The organism is Streptomyces sp. DG1A-41 (assembly GCF_037055355.1).
In the GTDB taxonomy this organism is placed as follows: domain Bacteria; phylum Actinomycetota; class Actinomycetes; order Streptomycetales; family Streptomycetaceae; genus Streptomyces.
The window spans coordinates 6254844-6271178 of the sequence record NZ_CP146350.1; the positions used below are offsets into that span (position 1 = coordinate 6254844).

General features: G+C 64.3%; 16 protein-coding genes. 10 read left to right on the top strand and 6 right to left on the bottom strand.

Features of this window, described 5'->3' with window-relative positions; all coding sequences use genetic code 11:
• Window positions 1-401 precede the first annotated feature (401 nt).
• Together V8690_RS29340 and V8690_RS29345 are read right to left on the bottom strand one after the other, a co-directional pair.
• Window positions 402-1289: an IS3 family transposase gene (locus tag V8690_RS29340; protein WP_338781958.1), complete on the bottom strand. Its 888-nt coding sequence runs from the start codon at window positions 1287-1289 to the stop codon at window positions 402-404.
• Complete coding sequence (locus tag V8690_RS29345; protein ID WP_338781960.1) at window positions 1286-1585, bottom strand: transposase; 300 nt, start codon at window positions 1583-1585, stop codon at window positions 1286-1288. Before V8690_RS29345 ends, V8690_RS29340 begins: the two co-directional genes overlap by 4 nt.
• Before the next feature lie 210 nt (window positions 1586-1795).
• Here V8690_RS29345 and V8690_RS29350 point away from each other — a divergent pair, with 210 nt between their 5' ends.
• The 4 genes from V8690_RS29350 to V8690_RS29365 are packed head-to-tail and all read left to right on the top strand — an operon-like array spanning window position 1796 to window position 7603.
• On the top strand, window positions 1796-2980 hold the full coding sequence (locus tag V8690_RS29350) for a DNA cytosine methyltransferase (protein WP_338783122.1): 1185 nt from the start codon (window positions 1796-1798) through the stop codon (window positions 2978-2980).
• Window positions 2977-5334: an ATP-binding protein gene (locus tag V8690_RS29355; RefSeq protein WP_338783124.1), complete on the top strand. Its 2358-nt coding sequence runs from the start codon at window positions 2977-2979 to the stop codon at window positions 5332-5334. The genes V8690_RS29350 and V8690_RS29355 overlap by 4 nt, the downstream gene beginning before the upstream one ends.
• Window positions 5331-6983 carry a helicase-related protein gene (locus V8690_RS29360; protein ID WP_338783125.1) on the top strand — a complete coding sequence of 551 codons (1653 nt, stop codon included), beginning with the start codon at window positions 5331-5333 and terminating at the stop codon, window positions 6981-6983. The genes V8690_RS29355 and V8690_RS29360 overlap by 4 nt, the downstream gene beginning before the upstream one ends.
• Window positions 6983-7603 (top strand): hypothetical protein, encoded by a 621-nt coding sequence (locus tag V8690_RS29365; RefSeq protein WP_338783126.1) that lies wholly within the window; start codon window positions 6983-6985, stop codon window positions 7601-7603. The genes V8690_RS29360 and V8690_RS29365 overlap by 1 nt, the downstream gene beginning before the upstream one ends.
• Here V8690_RS29365 and V8690_RS29370 read toward each other — a convergent pair.
• Entirely contained in the window at window positions 7554-8003 is a 450-nt protein-coding gene (locus tag V8690_RS29370) for a very short patch repair endonuclease (protein WP_338783127.1), read from the bottom strand. The genes V8690_RS29365 and V8690_RS29370 overlap by 50 nt on opposite strands.
• A 231-nt stretch (window positions 8004-8234) precedes the next feature.
• Between V8690_RS29370 and V8690_RS29375 the strand changes: the two genes are divergently transcribed.
• Entirely contained in the window at window positions 8235-9053 is an 819-nt protein-coding gene (locus tag V8690_RS29375) for an IS5 family transposase (protein WP_338777454.1), read from the top strand.
• Window positions 9054-9558: 505 nt separating this feature from the next.
• On the opposite strand, the gene V8690_RS29380 is transcribed toward V8690_RS29375, so the two are convergent.
• A complete protein-coding gene (locus V8690_RS29380; protein WP_338783128.1) occupies window positions 9559-9933 on the bottom strand; it encodes a hypothetical protein in 375 nt (124 codons plus the stop codon).
• 323 nt (window positions 9934-10256) lie between these two features.
• Between V8690_RS29380 and V8690_RS29385 the strand changes: the two genes are divergently transcribed.
• On the top strand, window positions 10257-10451 hold the full coding sequence (locus V8690_RS29385; protein WP_338783129.1) for a hypothetical protein: 195 nt from the start codon (window positions 10257-10259) through the stop codon (window positions 10449-10451).
• Window positions 10452-10583: 132 nt separating this feature from the next.
• On the opposite strand, the gene V8690_RS29390 is transcribed toward V8690_RS29385, so the two are convergent.
• On the bottom strand, window positions 10584-11468 hold the full coding sequence (locus V8690_RS29390; RefSeq protein ID WP_338783130.1) for an HNH endonuclease signature motif containing protein: 885 nt from the start codon (window positions 11466-11468) through the stop codon (window positions 10584-10586).
• Window positions 11469-11870: 402 nt separating this feature from the next.
• Window positions 11871-12968 carry a DUF1152 domain-containing protein gene (locus V8690_RS29395; RefSeq protein WP_338783131.1) on the bottom strand — a complete coding sequence of 366 codons (1098 nt, stop codon included), beginning with the start codon at window positions 12966-12968 and terminating at the stop codon, window positions 11871-11873.
• Between the two features lie 142 nt (window positions 12969-13110).
• Between V8690_RS29395 and V8690_RS29400 the strand changes: the two genes are divergently transcribed.
• The 4 genes from V8690_RS29400 to V8690_RS29415 all read left to right on the top strand — a co-directional run bounded on the left by V8690_RS29400 (window position 13111) and on the right by V8690_RS29415 (window position 16331).
• The gene (locus V8690_RS29400) at window positions 13111-13851 is read left to right on the top strand and encodes a GntR family transcriptional regulator (protein ID WP_338783132.1); all 741 of its coding nucleotides are present in this window, start codon (window positions 13111-13113) and stop codon (window positions 13849-13851) included.
• Window positions 13852-14126: 275 nt separating this feature from the next.
• The gene (locus tag V8690_RS29405; protein WP_338783133.1) at window positions 14127-14567 is read left to right on the top strand and encodes an ATP-binding protein; all 441 of its coding nucleotides are present in this window, start codon (window positions 14127-14129) and stop codon (window positions 14565-14567) included.
• Window positions 14568-14653: 86 nt separating this feature from the next.
• The gene (locus tag V8690_RS29410) at window positions 14654-15382 is read left to right on the top strand and encodes a GntR family transcriptional regulator (protein ID WP_338783134.1); all 729 of its coding nucleotides are present in this window, start codon (window positions 14654-14656) and stop codon (window positions 15380-15382) included.
• A gap of 598 nt (window positions 15383-15980) precedes the next feature.
• Window positions 15981-16331: a hypothetical protein gene (locus tag V8690_RS29415; protein WP_338783135.1), complete on the top strand. Its 351-nt coding sequence runs from the start codon at window positions 15981-15983 to the stop codon at window positions 16329-16331.
• Window positions 16332-16335 lie beyond the last annotated feature (4 nt).

Consider the following 16335-nt stretch of genomic DNA (forward strand, 5'->3'; position numbering starts at 1 on the left):
CGAGCGCGCCTAGCTACTGAGTCGCCAACCCTGGTCGGCAACTGTGCTTTCGGCCTGTGCAATTGCGTGCCCGGCGCATTGAGCTGCAGGTCGGGATGACAAGGCAGGCCTACTCCTGTGGTAGCTCAGCCACTACAGCTGGGATGTCGAACTGGGAGGGGTGCGTGTGTCGCGGCACCTTGAACTACTTCGTTGGCAACATGTTGGCGCGGCTCTTGACTTGCTCGTACCAGGGGCGACTGACGTCGGCCAGGTCTGTGAAAGTCCAGGGCGGCGCGGGGGCGACCGCGAGCATCCGGTCGCTGGCTACCTCGGCGACGTCGCCTGAGCCGTGGCGTCAAGCGGTCACAGCCCGGAAGGCGATCAGGTGAAGTTTCCCCGTGATCTTGGACACTCGTCGGTTATGCCGCGAGGGCGTGTTGGTGCCGCTGCCTGGTCTCGGCCGGGGTGAGGTAGCCGAAGGTCTTGTGCTTGCGCAGGCGGCGGCGGTTGTAGAAGGTCTCGATGAAGGTGAAGACCTCGGCGCGGGCGGTGGCCCGGTCGGGCCAGATGCGGGTGCCGATCTCTTCCTTGAGCAGGGCCCAGAAACTCTCCGCGGCCGCGTTGTCGAAGCAAGATCCGGTGCGTCCGCAGCTGTTCTGCAGTCCCAACTCCCTTATTCGGTCGCAGAACTGAGTCGAGGTGTATTCGCTGCCGCGGTCACTGTGGATCACGCAGCCGGGCTCCAGGCCGCCTCGGCCGTAGGCCATGTCGAGGGCGTCCACGACGAGTTCTGCGCGGTGGTGATCAGCCATGGCATAACCGACGACCTCGCGGGTGGCCAGGTCCAGCCAGCAGGCGAGGTAGAGCCAGCCCTCGGCAGTGGGCAGGTAGGTGATGTCGCCGACCAGCTTGATCCCGGGCCGCTCGGCGTGGAAGTCGCGGCCGATCAGGTCAGGGGCCGGCTTCGCCTTCTTGTCGGGCCGGGTCAACGAGCGGCGCTTGCGCCGGGTGACGCCTCGGATGTCGCGCTCGCGCATCACGCGGGCGATGCGCTTGCGGTTCACCCGCCGCCCCAGACGCCGCAGTTCGGCGTGGATGCGCGGGACACCGTAGGTGCGGCGGGAGGCGACGTGCAGCACCGTGATCTCGTGCGCGAGCGCGTCGTCGGCGGCCTGCCGGGCATGGCGGGCGGCCCCGCCCTCGCGCCACGCGTAGTAGGAGGAGCGGGCGACGTGCAGCACCCGGCACAACAGAACGATCGGGTAGTTCGCCTTCTCCGCATGGATGAACCGGCACAACTCGCTCACCGGTCGTTCTCCTTCACGAAGAAGGCGGTCGCTTTTTTCAGGATCTCGATCGTCTGCTGCTGCTCGCGGTTCTCCCGCCGCAGCCGCTTGAGCTCCTCGCGCTCGGCACTGCTCAATTCGCCGGGAGCGCCCTCGCCCTGCTCCGCCTTCGCCTTGCGGTACCAGCCGCGCAGGGACTCGGAGCTGATGCCGAGTTCCCTGGCGACCGCCGTGACCGTCTTGCCCGAGGAGTCGACGAGCGCGATCGCGTCCCGCTTGAACTCTTCGGTGTACCGCTTCGTGTACTTGCTTCCCACCTGGTGCTACTTCCCCTGGAACCTCAGGTCCCAGTCTCCAGGTGTCCACGATCAAGGGGAAGGTTCACAGGAGACCCACGAGTCCTGGCGAGGTCGTCGGAGCGTGCGGCATCATGATGTTCAGACTAAGGCTATGGTTGGAAGAAGTGCATGTCTGAGACTGCGGTCGTTCCTGCGAGCGTTACCGTTCGCCACCCCTCCCTCTTATTGATGAGGAACACGCCCGCCCGGCTCGCGAGCGTGGAGTTGTTCGCTGGCGCTGGCGGGCTCGCGCTGGGTTGTCAGGAGGCTGGCTTCGACCCGCTGGCGACCTTGGAGTTGGACAAGTGGGCCTGCGACACGGTGCGACAGAACCAGGCCCGGGGGAACGAGCTCGTCGCGAACTGGCACGTCGAGGAGGGCGACGTGCGGGACTTCAACTGGTCCCGCATCACCGACGGGGTGGATCTCGTCGCTGCCGGCCCGCCGTGCCAGCCGTTCTCCATTGGCGGCCGCGGCAAGGCGGACGACGACGAGCGTGACATGTTCCCGGCCACGGCGGAGGCGATCGCCCACCTGAGGCCTCGCGCGTTCATCGTCGAGAACGTGAGGGGTCTGGCGCGCCCGAGGTTCGCTGACTATTTCCAGTACATCCAGGCCAGGCTTTCACTGCCACTCCTCGCCGCGAAGCCCGACGAACTGTGGGGGGATCACCTGCTGCGGCTCCGGGCGGCAGGCAAAGACGTCAGCAACCAAGAGTTGGCCTATCGGGTCACTCCCGCCTTCGCTAACGCGGCGGACTACGGCGTGCCGCAGCAGCGCCAGCGCGTCTTCCTGGTTGGATTCCGAAACGATCTGGACGTGACCTGGGAATTCCCGCATGTCACACACTCAAGGCGCGCGCTCCTGCATGCTCAGTGGACAACTGGTGAGTACTGGCAGGAACATGAAGTGGCGAAGGCGAAACGCCCAGAGCGGCCTAACGTCCCAATACCTGCGGAACTGCGGCCGGACGAGGTCCAAGCTCGCTGGCGCACCGTACGCGACGCGCTGGCCGGTCTTCCCGAGCCAACGCTGACGGGTACTAGAGGCGTCCTCAACCACGTCCTTCAACCGGGAGCTCGCTCCTACCCTGGTCACACCGGTAGTCCGGTGGACTGGCCAGCGAAGACGTTGAAAGCAGGGCGTCACGGGGTTCCCGGCGGAGAGAACATGCTGCGTGAGGCGGATGGCTCCATCCGCTACTTCACGGTCAGGGAAAGTGCCCGCTTGCAAACCTTCCCAGACGACTACGAGCTGCATGGCCCTTGGGGCAAGGCGATGCGCCAGCTCGGCAACGCAGTTCCGGTTGAGTTGGCGCGGGTCGTGGCCGAAAGTGTCCACGCCGCACTGCGCGCGGAGGGAACCGAAGCATGACGGAGACGGAGACGCGACCCGGCACTCTCAACCTGACGCCCTCTCCCCGGATCTTGGAGATGATCGCGGAGGTCGACCTCCAACTTCACCAGTGCCTATGCGAGTTGATCGACAACTGTCTCGACGAGCTCGTCGAGGCCACCCGTGTCGATGAAACGCTGGAACCTCGAATAGACGTCACTCTGCCCACGGCGGGCAAGGTGAACCGGGGTGCCAAGGTCGTAGTGAGCGACAACGGCCGGGGGATGTCTCCGGCGGAATTACGGTACGCCCTGAGCGCCGGCACGTCGGGTAAGCAACGGTTCGGCAGCCTCGGCCTGTTCGGCATGGGCTTCAACATCGCCACGGCCCGCCTTGGCACGGTAACGGAGGTCCGTTCGGGACGGCGTGGCGACGACCACTGGATCACCGCCACCATCGATCTTAGGGAGATGCAGCGACGGTCGTCGTATGAGGTGCCCCTTCGTTACGAGCGGAAGGATCCCGATGAGCACGGCACTCTAGTCTCGGTGACGAACCTCCGCGACGACGTAGTCGTCAAGTTGAAGTCGGCGAGTTCGATCCGGGAGGTCAGCAGGAACCTAGGGAGGATCTACACGTACATGCTGCGTGATCCCGACGGCCCTCATTCGGGCGCGCAGTTGATGGGCGGGTTGAACCAGCGCCTGTACGTCAACTCTCGTCAGGTGCCCCCCCTCGTGCCGTGTATCTGGGACCCGACCCGGTCGGTCATGTACAAGGCTGCGGAGGCGCCTGCCGCGAAACAAATCCACGTGCCACTCACCAACGCCTTCGCCTGTATGAACTGTGGGCGCTGGTACACCTCAAGGTACGACCGGTGCGTTGATTGTGAGAGCACTGAAATCCAGGAGCGAGAGCGCCGGATCGTGGGCTGGCTGGGCGTGCAGAGGTTCGCTGATAAGTCTGACTTCGGTCTGACGTTTCTCCGGAGCGGGCGCGCGATTACGACAAGGGACAGGTCTCTGTTCGACTGGGAGGGGCCAGACGGAGACATTGAGCTGGAGTATCCGATCGAACTCGGTATGGGCCGAATCGTCGGTGAGATCCATCTCGACCACGCGCCGGTCAACGTCCGCAAGACCAATTTCGACACCTCGTCGCCGGAGTGGCGATACATGGTCGAGAAGGTTCGAGGCGACCTGCCCTTGCGTCCACAGCTGGCCAAGCGCCTGTTCAATCGCGAGAACGACTCTCCGATGAGTCGGTTCTTCAACGCCTTCCGGGAGAACAAACCGGGTCTCCGGTACCTCATGCCGGGCAACGGCAGTACCGCCATCCATAATGAGGCGAAGAGGTGGGCGCAGAAGTTCCGCAGCGGGGATCCGGAGTATCAGACCGACGATAAATGGTACGAGGCTGCGGCCGACCATGATCGGGTCAAGAATGGGCCACCGCCGGAGCCTGCACCGCCGTCCGACGAGGATGACTGGCTCACCGGGGAAGGGCTTGGACATCTGGGGACGGGGGCGGCCGACGGCCACTCATCGTCTCAAGATCAGAAGCAGCCGGAGCCAGCCGCAGAGACACGGCCGGAGACCGAGGACCAGCGCTTCGCGAGGTACAGGGAGCACGCAACGCTGCTTCCCGACACTGACCGCGAAGTTCGCCTTGGTACCGCTCAGGCGGTCTTTCGCGTCTACGTCACCTCCGGAGTCGAACTGCTCAAGGACGGCCACCGGCAGCCGGCCGTGGTTCGGATCGTAGCTGGCGAGGTAGAGATCTACGTGGACTCCGATACCACGCTGATCGCGCGGTACGGGTGGTCCCCATTGAACGTCGCGCTCGTCTGCGCGGCACCGCAGTTGAAGAGCGTGTACTCCGTATCGGGCTCCATTGACGGATTGGTGACCTCGATCCTCGAGCAGTTCCCGGACCGGCGGGTGGACTCCAGCGCGGTGCGTAGTCGCGCGGAGATGCTGCTGGAGGGCTTGCGAGATCGGCTCGCCGATCTCACCTCGAAGGACGCGGCCACGTTCTGGTCCGCCCTATCCGGTCAGTCGAAGCGGGCCGCCGAGTCGTACGCCATCGCGGTGGCACCGGATGTCGATTGGAAGGCAGCGGTGGAAAACGGAGAGTTCGCGCGCTACCTGGGAGTCGAGGGCGTCCTCGACCTCGTTACGAGCGGTCCCGAACTGGTGCTGGACGGCGGGTTGTTCCGCACCACTTACGCTGCGCTCGGCGAGGAGACGCAGGCGGACCAAGTGGCTCGTGTTAGCGCCTTCCTCACCGACCTTAAGCGGATGGTGATGGGCCCACCCCTGCAGAACACCTTGGAACTGTCCCGCCTGCTCCTTACTGCGGACCTACTGGACGCGGAGATCGTCCAGGCATGAACAGATCATTCCTAGAGTCGGCCTTCCTTGTTGAGGAAGGCCCGAAGGGCTTCACGCGCCAGCTGGAGCGGTTGCTCGGCCTGATCTCGTTCACGGATGTGGTCAACATCGATGGTCCCGGGGATAAAGGTGCTGACCTCCTTGGCCGACTCAACGGTGAGGATTGGATCTTCCAGTCGAAGTGGAAGAAGTCGGGCAATGTGGATCGCGATGCCGTGGACGAAACCCACGCGGCGATGCGGCACTATGCGATCCACCGAGCGGTAGTGGTCACCAATCAACTGTTCACCCAGAAAGCCAAGGAGCGAGCGGACGCGCTGAGGGACGTTGGAGTCAACGTGACCCTTTGGGACGGCCGGCGGTTGGCGACGATCTACGATCGCGCTCCGGAGCGAGTCACGCCGTTCGACCTCCACCCCTATCAGGACCGTGCCGTAGAAGCGGCCTGGGCCGCCCTAGAGGACGCCGGTGAGGCGCTTATCTACCTCGCTACGGGCCTCGGCAAGACGGTCGTCGCTGGCAGGTTGCTGCGACGATTCCTTCTCGCCAATCCGGGAGCCAAGGTGCTGGTCACCGCGCACATGATCGACCTTGTGGAGCAACTCGAACGGGCGATGTGGCGGGACGTTCCCAAGGACGTACCGACCCGTCTGCTGCACGGCGATTCGAAACCCGATTCCCTGCCAGGCGTCACCTTCGGCGTATCGAACACAGCACGTGACTACATCCAATCGGGCTACGCCCCCGAGCTGGTGATCGTGGACGAGGCGCACCACGTGGGGGAGACCGGGAACTACGCCACAATGATGGGTCTGCTACCCAAGGCCAAACGGATGGGTGTGACGGCCACGCCCTGGCGAGGCGACCGGTACGACATTGAGCGGACCTTCGGCGAACCAGTTGAGCGGGTGTCCATCTCGGAGGGCATGAGACTGGGCTACCTCGCGGACGTGAAGTACCGCGTGTTCGCCGACAACATTGACTGGGACTTCGTCCGCCATGCTTCCGAGCACGGCTACTCCATCAAGGACCTGAACAAGCGCCTCTTCATCCCCGAGCGGGACGAGTCTGTTCGGGGACACCTCGAGAAGGTCTGGGACCAGACCACGAACCCGCGGGCCATCGTCTTCTGCCAGACGATCGAGCACGCCGAGCGGATGCGCGACCTGCTCGGCCGACGGCCTGGCTGGGAGCGGGCCGAGACGCTGCATGCCAGGCTGAAGACACGGGAGCGACGGGCACGATTGCTCAACTTTCGTACAGGAGAAGTGCCCATTCTCGTCGCCGTAGACATCCTCAATGAGGGCGTCGACGTGCCCGACGTCAACATTCTCTGCTTCGCCCGGGTGACCCACAGCCGACGTATCTTCGTGCAGCAGCTTGGCCGCGGACTCCGTCTTCGCAAGGGAAAGACTCACGTGGAGGTACTGGACTTCGTCAGCGACATCCGCCGGTTGGCCGAGGTATACGACATGCGAGAACAGGTGTCCGAGGGCGAGATCGAGCAGGTATCAGTCGGACGGAACCAGTTCGAGTTCGAGGACCTGAGGGTGAAGGGACTTCTGGACCAATGGATGGCCGACGTGGGTGACCTCGGGGGAGCCGACGACAGCGTCCGTTTGGAGTTCCCGCCCGTCGAGGGGGGCTGATGGCGACCCTTCCGGAACCGATCCGCTTGGAGATCTTCGCGGAGCTAACCCGCCATTTCGACGCCATGCGATGGGAGGAGGTCTCTTCGCCTGCAGCGACTGAAATGTACGACCGGTTCGTCAAGGACCCCAAGATCGGCGGGCGACTCGCTAGGTTCATGCCTACGGAGAAGATTCGCCCGTGGATCAAGGACGGACCGGCGAAGCAGTACCGTCGGGCACTCGAAGGTGTCGGGCCGATGGCTCAGATGACGACACGCGAGTACCCCGGTCCGCAGTCGGTCGTTCGGCTCGCCATGGGCTCGGGATGGACCCTTCGCGCGCAGACACTGGACGTGAAACCGATGCGTTGCCTCGCCGATGGACCCCATAGTGAGTCGGCCTTCATCACATGGGGCCCAATGAGCGGCCTACAGGGCATGGTCTGGCACGCCTGCCTACGCCGGGCGGAGTCCGAGTCGCAATTGATCACTATCGCCGTCACCAAGCCCAACACCGCACCGCTGCCCGACGATGATTGGCACCTCGCGCTCTCGCTAGCCACCGTATTGAGAGCTCGATGCGAGCAGGTCACCTACAGGGTCTCTCGGAAGGCGACCGCCGACTTACGGACCGTCTGATCACTTCGTCCTCGATCTTGTGGGCTACCTCGACCGGGTCAGCGTGCTCCCAAAAACGAAGAACGGTCCATCCCGCCGACGTGAACGCCCTGGTGGAGTCCTGATCACGGCGTTGATTCTCAGCGACCTTGGCCGCCCAAAATTCCCTCCGATCCCCCTTGGCTGGCCGAAAGTGCTCCGGACAGCCATGCCAGAAGCACCCGTCGATCAGGACAGCAACTCGCTGCTTTGTGAAGGCAATGTCGACCGTCCGCTTCAATGTGGGCACGGGCTTGAAGTTCACCCGGTACCGAAGACCGCGCCGATGCAACTCCCGGCGCACTTTTATCTCGGGTGCGGTGTCGCGCCCTCGGATTCGGGACATACGGGCACTGACGACCGGGTCGACACTCGCAGACATCAGACCCCTCCACCCAAACTCTTAGACTCCAGCGGCGACCTCGACAGTCCACACGTCCGTCAAGAGGCCGGCCGACGAAGTCCCAACCGGCCGAGTTGCCATCTCGTGTAACCGAAACGTGTGATCTTGTACGCTCAGTTCACCAGCATCGACATCTTAGGGGTCCTTGCAGAAAGATCTACTTGTGGCACGGTGGAGGTGGACGTGATCCCGTGCTTTGTGGGGGTGACCATGACACGGCGGAAGCCGTGGGAGGTCAGCGACGAGTTGTGGGCGGTGATCGAGCCGCTGCTGCCGAAGCATGAGCGGCGGTTCCGGTATCCGGGGCGCAAGCGGATCGATGACCGCAAGACGCTCCAGGGCGTGCTGTTCGTCCTCTACACCGGGATCCAGTGGGAGTACCTGCCGCAGGAGTTGGGGTTCGGTTCCGGTCCTACCTGTTGGCGGCGGCTGGCCGAATGGCAGCAGGCCGGGGTGTGGGAGGAACTCCAGCGGGTGCTGCTGGACCGGTTGCGGGCGGCGGACCGCCTGGACTTCTCCCGCGTCACCGTTGACGCCTCGCACGTGCAGGCCAAGCGGGGGCGAAGCAGCCCAAAAGTCGGTCCGAGTCCGGTTGACCGTGCGCGGCCGGGCTCGAAGCATCACGTGCTGACCGAGGCGCACGGTATCCCTCTGCGGGTGTCGTTGACGGGTGGGCACCGCAACGACGTCACGCAGCTCCTGCCGCTGGTCGACGGCGTGCCGCCGGTGCGGGGCAAGCGGGGCAGGCCTAGGCGCAAGCCCCGGGCGTTGTATGCCGACCGCGGGTACGACCACGACAGTTACCGCCGCCGACTGCGCGAGCGCGGCATCGTCCCGAAGATCGCCCGGCGCGGACAGCCCCATGGCTCGGGCCTGGGCCGGGTGCGATGGGTCGCTGAGTCCGCCATCGCCTGGCTCCACGGCCCACGCCGCTTACGGACCCGCTGGGAAACCCGAGACGACATGCACGACGCCTTCCTCCAGCTCGCTCACTGCATGACCCTCGCCCGCAAGAACCCAGCATTCTGAAAGGACCCCTTAGTGGCAGCGGCGCGGGGAGAAGGATCCCTCGCAGATAACTCGGAGACCGCGCTGCTGATGTTGCAGGGCTGTGCCGCATCCTTGGCCAAGCAAGAGTTGAACTGCGTCGCGGGGAGCGCGACCGCCGAATGATCACACAGGCATCGAACGCGGTGATTAGGCCTCGCCCGAGCAGTACCCGGCCATCCGTTGCCGGCGGCGTCCTGGCGGCCGCAGTCTTTGCCTGCGCCCATCCCGCCCGGCGGGGCTGCTGGTGCCCCACTGGTGCCCTGTCCGCCCGCCACCGCAGTTCCCCGCAGTCCCCGCACGCCCGATCACATTGGGGCACGGACCTCTTTGTCCCGAAGCAACTTGAGTGGTCTACTGACCTTGTGCCACTGCTCATCTGACCTGTTGAGATGGTCCGTAGGCGTCCGCGCGTGTCCGCCGCTGTCTGTCCGCGTTGTCACGCACTTAGACACTCAATGCTGCGGCTCAATTCGAGTGTCAGGGCTTAGGTGGACTCGTGCAGCCCAGCAAGGTCTTTCAAGTCGTTATCGACCATGACTTGAGCGAGACGCCCGGCGGCGGCAACGACGTCAGGCCAACAGGGCGACTGTAGATACTCCTCGTCCGTGTCGTTGGGTGCCTGGGCCGCCGCAGCGTTGAGCGTGACACCAAACTGGCGCATGAGACTGATGCCGAGGAATCGCTCGGGCTCGTCTGCGTCGCAGGAGTCATCGAAGAGCGTATGAAAGACGTGGTCCACGTTCTCGAACACCGAAGGGTCGAGCCACACGTCCCGCTGCGACGGTGGATTGGCCAGAGCCAAGACCGCTGGTACGACGTGGACTCGATGGTTCGCTATGAGACGGGCGTCTTTGCTCACGGAGCCGAGCCTAGCGATCGGACCCCGAGGAGGCGTCAGCGTTGTCTGGACTCCGGCGCTTAGAAGATGCGGGCACGGCGTGGAGGGCTGGTCAGATCGTCTCGTCCCGCCACCGTTCCGAGCCGCTGAGTGCCGCTGTCGTCTGCCGTCGTTGCCGCCAGCGCTGCCGTCAACGAGCCTGGCATGTCGGTGTACTAATCGGTACTGCTGCTGACCAGCGGCACTGGAGAAGCCCATGGCTCTGCCAGTTCGGATGCCGTGGGCTTCGGTCGTTGCCAGTCGGCGTCGGCCAACCCCGTTACGGCCCGGAGTTCGCTTGGGGGATGCTGCTACCTGTCTCCCCAAAGGCGACCTTGCTGCTCGCGCTGTGCTTGCTCGTTGGCGCGCTGGCGAGCCGCTTCCCTCTCTTCCTGAGCGATCCGCTCACGCTCAGCCTGCCGCTCTGCTTCTTCCTGCGCTTGGCGTGCAGCCTCTTCCTGAGCATGCTTCTGTGCATTGAATATCTCTATAGGATCTGACATGGCAGACTCCTTTGCTCTCCTTTATTGTCTGCCCTTCTGTCGCGGCTGTCTAATTGAGACAGCCGGTTGATCCGTCAATATGTAGCCATCCTAACGGTCCCGTCTCCCTTGACGTTCTGGCATGACATATCAGTACCAGCGACGATAACGGTTGCTTGGAATGGTAATTCGGTCAGCTTTCCTGTTGTTGCATCTCTCGCAGAGCAGCTGCAAGTTTGTTACGTCGTTTAGTCCGCCACGCGACAGCGGCATCATGTGGTCATAATTGGCGACATCGAAAGTATCTATCAGGCCAGAGAGATTCACGCCGCAACTTGTGCATCGTCCACGATCGCGATAGAAAACGGCCTTCCGTGCCCAACCTGGAGGGCGAACTCGCTTGAGCTCTCCGTCACGCTCGAGTAGTCGACCTAGCTCATTTTCATCCTCACCGATGTACTGCGGGTCGACTTCGCGGACGTATACGGCCAGAAATTTATGCAAATTAGCCAAGGCTCGCCGATTCGAGAACATGACGAAAAACACTTCATCGGCGATGCGGGACATGAGGTCCTCATAGGCCTGGGTCCCTTGCAGATCTACAAGGTAGTCGTAGCAAGCGTTGGCGACGTGGTGGGGATCGTCCAACTCCGACGGGTCGTCAACGTTTCCCGGCGCGGGTGCTGGGGTGTCCGGGATGAAGAAAAGAGGCTCGCGGATGATCCCATAGTTCATCATCGCGGCGTCTGCAGGGAGGATCCACTGGGGATTGAGCGGGTCGGTTCCGAAGGGAACCCGCGTGGGGCCGTCGGTATCACCCATGAGAATGTCATCGGCGATAAAACGGATGAACTTATGAAGGGCGGAATCCTTTTGCCAGTTCGGGAGGAACTCGTAGATTCCGTTATCAACGGTCAATGCTTCCAATTCGCGTAAGTAGGCGAATGGGTCGCGGGTGATGATGTCGACAGCGTTGGCTATCCGGTAGGTGCGGAAGTACTCATGTGTCAGCCACTCGCTCTTCTTTCCTCTCACTCATTCCTCCTTTGGTAGGCCATTGCTGTCGGCTCCCATCGTGCCCTGTGTGGAGGGCGTCCCGCTCGTTGATGCTTTAGGTCGGCGGAACGGCTTTGGGCTGGAGCTGCTTTGGGGCGAGTGATCATGGCCCCGTAAGCTTCCGGCGAGTCGGGCAGTCTGTGGACCTGCCCGCTAAAGCACGACGTTGGGGCCATGATCTTAGAGGCTCGCCCCAAAGTGGCTGCCTAAAGCCGTGGAGCCGACCGCCCCAGCCACAGAGGGTGTCTCCCACCTCATGCCCGCAGCTCGCCAGCGCGCCGCCGGGCGCGGCCAGCCGGGGCGCAGACAGGAGGCAGGCCGCGCCGCAGAGGCGGCGCGCGCCCGCGCCGTGCGCGGGCCTTGAACCCGTGAAGAAGGTTGTTACTCAGCAGCGGATGTGGTGCGCCACAGGGGAGCGTCGTACTGCTTCGGACGGCTGTTGATCAGCAGCTGGCGCAGGTCCTCGCGCAAGGAGACGTTGAGGTTCAAGGCTTCTGTGATGCGGCGGAACGTCGTGTGGGTAACTCCGCGGCCGCGGGCCTCAGCTTCGAACTGGTCGAGCTGGGACAGTACGGCGTCTGGGTCGAGCTGCACCGGTGGCTGGTCCTTGAGCCATGCGGCCTTGTTGCGCTCGTAGTCGATCTCCGAGTAGCCGCAGATTTCGCGGCTGTGTGCCTCGACCTCGTCCAGGGTGGCGGTGGTCAGGATGGCTCGGGTCAACTGGTTGCGGGTCAGTGCCTCGTCCAGGTCGACCTCATGGACCGTCGGCCCCTCGTCGGTGAGGGGGACCGGGAGGCCGGCGTCTCGCATCTCGCAAGTGCCGCGTACGCCTCGGGCTGTCGCCGCGAGCATCCCGGTTGCCTCGGAGGGATGCCACTCCAGGACCGAGCTGATCGGCTCGACGTCCCTCGCTGTGAGGGTGTGGATGAGCGGGCCGAGCATGCCGCGCAGTTCGTCGAGAGGGAGTTCGCCATCGAGGCCGGGGCCCGCCACCAACAGGCGGACGGGAGCGTTCACCTGGCAGCACGCGGCGAGTGTGACGGCGTCGGCGAGTGGGCTCTTCAGCGTTGGCTCGTCGCCGCGGGCGAGGACGTCGCCGCCCACGTCCAGGAGGTCGATTGACGCTGGTGACAAATGGTCCACCAGCTCTTCGAGTTGGCGGGTGACGCCCTCGACCCCGTGGCGCGGATCGATCAGCGCGAGCGTGTGCGGGAGCTCTGCTGCAAGTCGGGGGAGATTCGAGCCTGCCGGAGCGATCGGGCGGGCCTCGGCCGGCACTGCCCAGACTGCTGGGGTGAGGGGCAGGAGACCGGTGAAGTTGTCTGGTCCTCGGGGGCCCGGTACTGGGTCGACCAAGAGGCGGTCCCACGCGTACGTGAGGATCACCGCCTGGTCCTCGTCGCCGTAGAGGGCGGCGTGAATCATGGCGGCGGCGACTGCGTCGCCCCCTCCTCCTGCTGCGACGATCAACCGCGTCATGCGTCTCAGCCTACGGGGTGGGGGGTTGACCACTCACCCTATAGTGGCTAGAGGCCATAGCCACTTGTATCGAGAAGCGGCCTCAGCTCGGTAGCGGGGTGCCCGACTACTCGCCTGGGGCTCGCTTGGGTGAGGAGGACTGATGCCGCAGATCGAGGAGGCTCAGCCGAAGTATCTCCAGATCGCGCACTACATCCGTGATCAGATTCTTCGGGGTGACCTGCGACCAGGTGATGAGGTGCCGTCCGAACGGCAGTTGGCGGCGGACTGGAAGGTCTCCAGGCCCACGGCCGCGCGGTCGTTGGAGGCGCTGAGCCATCAAGGGCTCGTCGAGAAGCGTCAGGGGTCGGGCACCTACGTGCGGAGCCTCGAAGTCAACCGGCGGGCTCGTGAGTTGTACGGGCGCGCTCGGCAGACCGGGAAGATCTACACGCCTGGCGAGTACGCCGTGATCACCTCTGCCGGTTGGCTGGAGGCGCCGGATCACGTCGCTGAGGCGCTGGGCCTGGTCAAGGATCGCCGTGCGGTGCACCGGCGCCGGGTGACCAACAACCAGGACGGGCCGATCACGCTCTCCACCTCGTGGTTCGCTCCGGATGTCGGTCAACGTGCGCCGAAGCTTCTGGAGCCGGAGCGGATCCAAGAGGGGACGCTGCTGTACGTCGAGAATCTGACCGGGCGGCAGGGGAGTTACGCGGAAGACCGCATGTGTGCGCGTGCGGCGACTGAGGAAGAGGCCGAGGACCTTCAACTTGCTGCCGACTCCGCCGTGCTGATCGTGCACCACGTCGTCTTCGACCTCCAGGACCGGCCGTTGGAGTTCGCTGAGGCCACCTACCCGCCGCATCGCTGGGCGTTCGAGCAGGGCTACCCCCTCACCTGAGGGGGCCAGTTGCGGCGAATCGCTTGCGTCGGCCAAGTGGCTAATGCCACTATCCAGAAAGTGGCTAAGGCCACTTCAGTGGGAGGAGGCGCGGTGTGACGAGTCAGCGGCCGGATCAGGGCACGCACTTACCTTGCCGGGGTTGCCGGGGGCGCGGCTGGAAGCGTGTCGGCTCACGAACGACCCTGGCGCTTGCCACCGCCGCCGATCGCACCCGTGCCACATCGAAGCGGCGCTGCCTCGACTGCGACGGCAGCGGCAGGAAGTGAGCACCCATGGCCTACATGATCGACCGCTACCCGTCTGAGGAGTCACCGCGCCTCGGTGCGATGACCTTGCACCCTGTCGCTGAGTCTGTGCCGCGGGCTCGGCGCTGGTTCCGCAAACACATCGCTCCGTACAACCCGGCCTGCTCCGTCGACGACTGTGTGCTGATGATCTCGGAGCTGGTGACCAACGCCATTGCTTACGGCCGGTCGGACGAACCCTGGCTCGTATGGGTCGAGTGGTTCCGTGAGGGGACCTCGCTCCGGGTCGACGTGCACAACCCTGGCTTTCCGGCGAACGTGCGACTGAGGCACCCCGATGCCAACGACTCCCACGGGCGTGGGCTGCTCCTGGTCGATTCGCTGGCCGAGTCATGGCACGCCGCACCGAGCCGCTTCGGAGGAACCGTCGTCTCTTTCGTGGTGGCCGATGCCTGGCCCGGAAGGTAAGAGTTCGCTCCGCTTCTACTTTGACAATCGAAGATTCGCTAGTCTGGTTGACCAGTTGACTTGGCCAATCCCGACAGGCGGCGTTCATGGCGTATGAAGTGGAGCCACCGAAGTACGTGCGCCTCGCACAGACGATCCAGCGTCGCATCGAGGACGGCACGTACCCGCCTGGCACTCGGGTGCCCAGCGAGAACCAGTTGGTGCAGTCCTTCGGGATGTCCCGCCCCACCGTCGTGCGGGCGCTGGAACTGCTGAAGCGTGACGGCTGGCTGGAGTCCCGACAGGGGTACGGCACGATCGTTCGGGACCGGCCGGAGGTGATCGAGCAGAAGGACAGGCGGGGGCGAGAGGCTCTGCAGCGCGATGAGTCCCAGACCCCGGGACGCCTCGTGGAAGTCGCTGAAGTCGTTGTCCCGGCGCGAGTCGCCTCAGCGCTCGGCTTGCCGAAGAAGGCCGAAGTCCTCATGCGTCGCTTCCTCGTTGAGGAGGAAGGCGAAGCAGTTGAGCTGGTCTCGTCGTACTTCCCCGCCGGCCTGGTGGACGACACTGAGCTGGCGAGCGCTGAAGTCCTTGCCAGCAGTGTGCGCGAGCACCTGGAAGCGAGGAAGAAGATCCGCTTCGACCATGTCACGGAACGAGTCTCAGCCCGGCTCCCTGAGACAGGTGAAGCCGAACTCTTGGGCCTGCCGGATGGTGTGCCCGTGCTGAGCGTCCTGGTCATCGCGTGCGACGCGTCAGGGCAAGCGTTGCAGGTCTCTGACGTGCTGCTTCCTGCTGACCGGCAGGAACTTGAAGACACCTACCGCCTCAGCTGACGGGTGAAGGGCCTCAGCTCCGAGGCTGGCGGCTGGCAAGTCGGTAGATCACGTATGTCAGGGCCAGGATGAAGTCCGTGGCTACCCAGAGCCCGATCACCAGGCCCACCCCGATCGTGGTTCCGACGTCGTTCGCGTCGTTGCACAGGTCTAGATCGTCTCCCGTCAGGCCGCGGCATTCTTCGGGCGTACCGCTGGCGCCAGTGGCGCCCACTATGACCCAGGCCAGGAACAAGAGCTGCACTGCGAGGAAGACCCACAGGAAGACACGGTGCCGCTTCCTAGGTGGGGGTGCCGTACTGCCCTGGTGTGGGGGCTGACTTGGGGGTGATCCTTGAGGTGGTCCCGGCCAGGTGCCCGGCGGCGGTGCTGCTCCTTGTGGAGTACGAGGGCCCCATGACTGTGGTTCTGGAGCGCGGTTCTTCTTACTCATTTCGCGCCCTCCCTTGCCGCTGAACTCCATGGTGCGCTCGGGGCTCCATGGCCGCTCGCCGACCACCGCGAATCACTTGACAAGTCAACCTGGCATCCGTAGCTTCGAACTTGATAAGTCAACTTGTCAGGTGGCGAGTTGGTTGATCGACAAGGAGAAATCTCTGTGCGTGTGATCCGTATTGACGCCTCGGCCGCCACGATCCTGCTCACCGAAGCGCCGGCGCCGAAGGTGCGTGACCGGCAGACCGGTGAGATCGCCAAGGACGCCGTGAGCGGTGAGGCGCTGATGACGGTCGGCGTCGTCTATATCGACGAGGGTGAGTCGTCGCTGCTTCAGGTCACCGTCCCCGAGAGCGGTGTGACGGACGGTCTGACCGTCGGGGCCCCGGTCTCGCTGCCGGGGCTCATCGCCCGGCCGTGGGAGAGCGTCTTCAACGGGCAGCAGCGGCACGGCATCGCCTACCGGGCGACCGCCGTTGCTCCCGGCGCCTTCCCGATGGAGCAGGCGGGCTGATCGT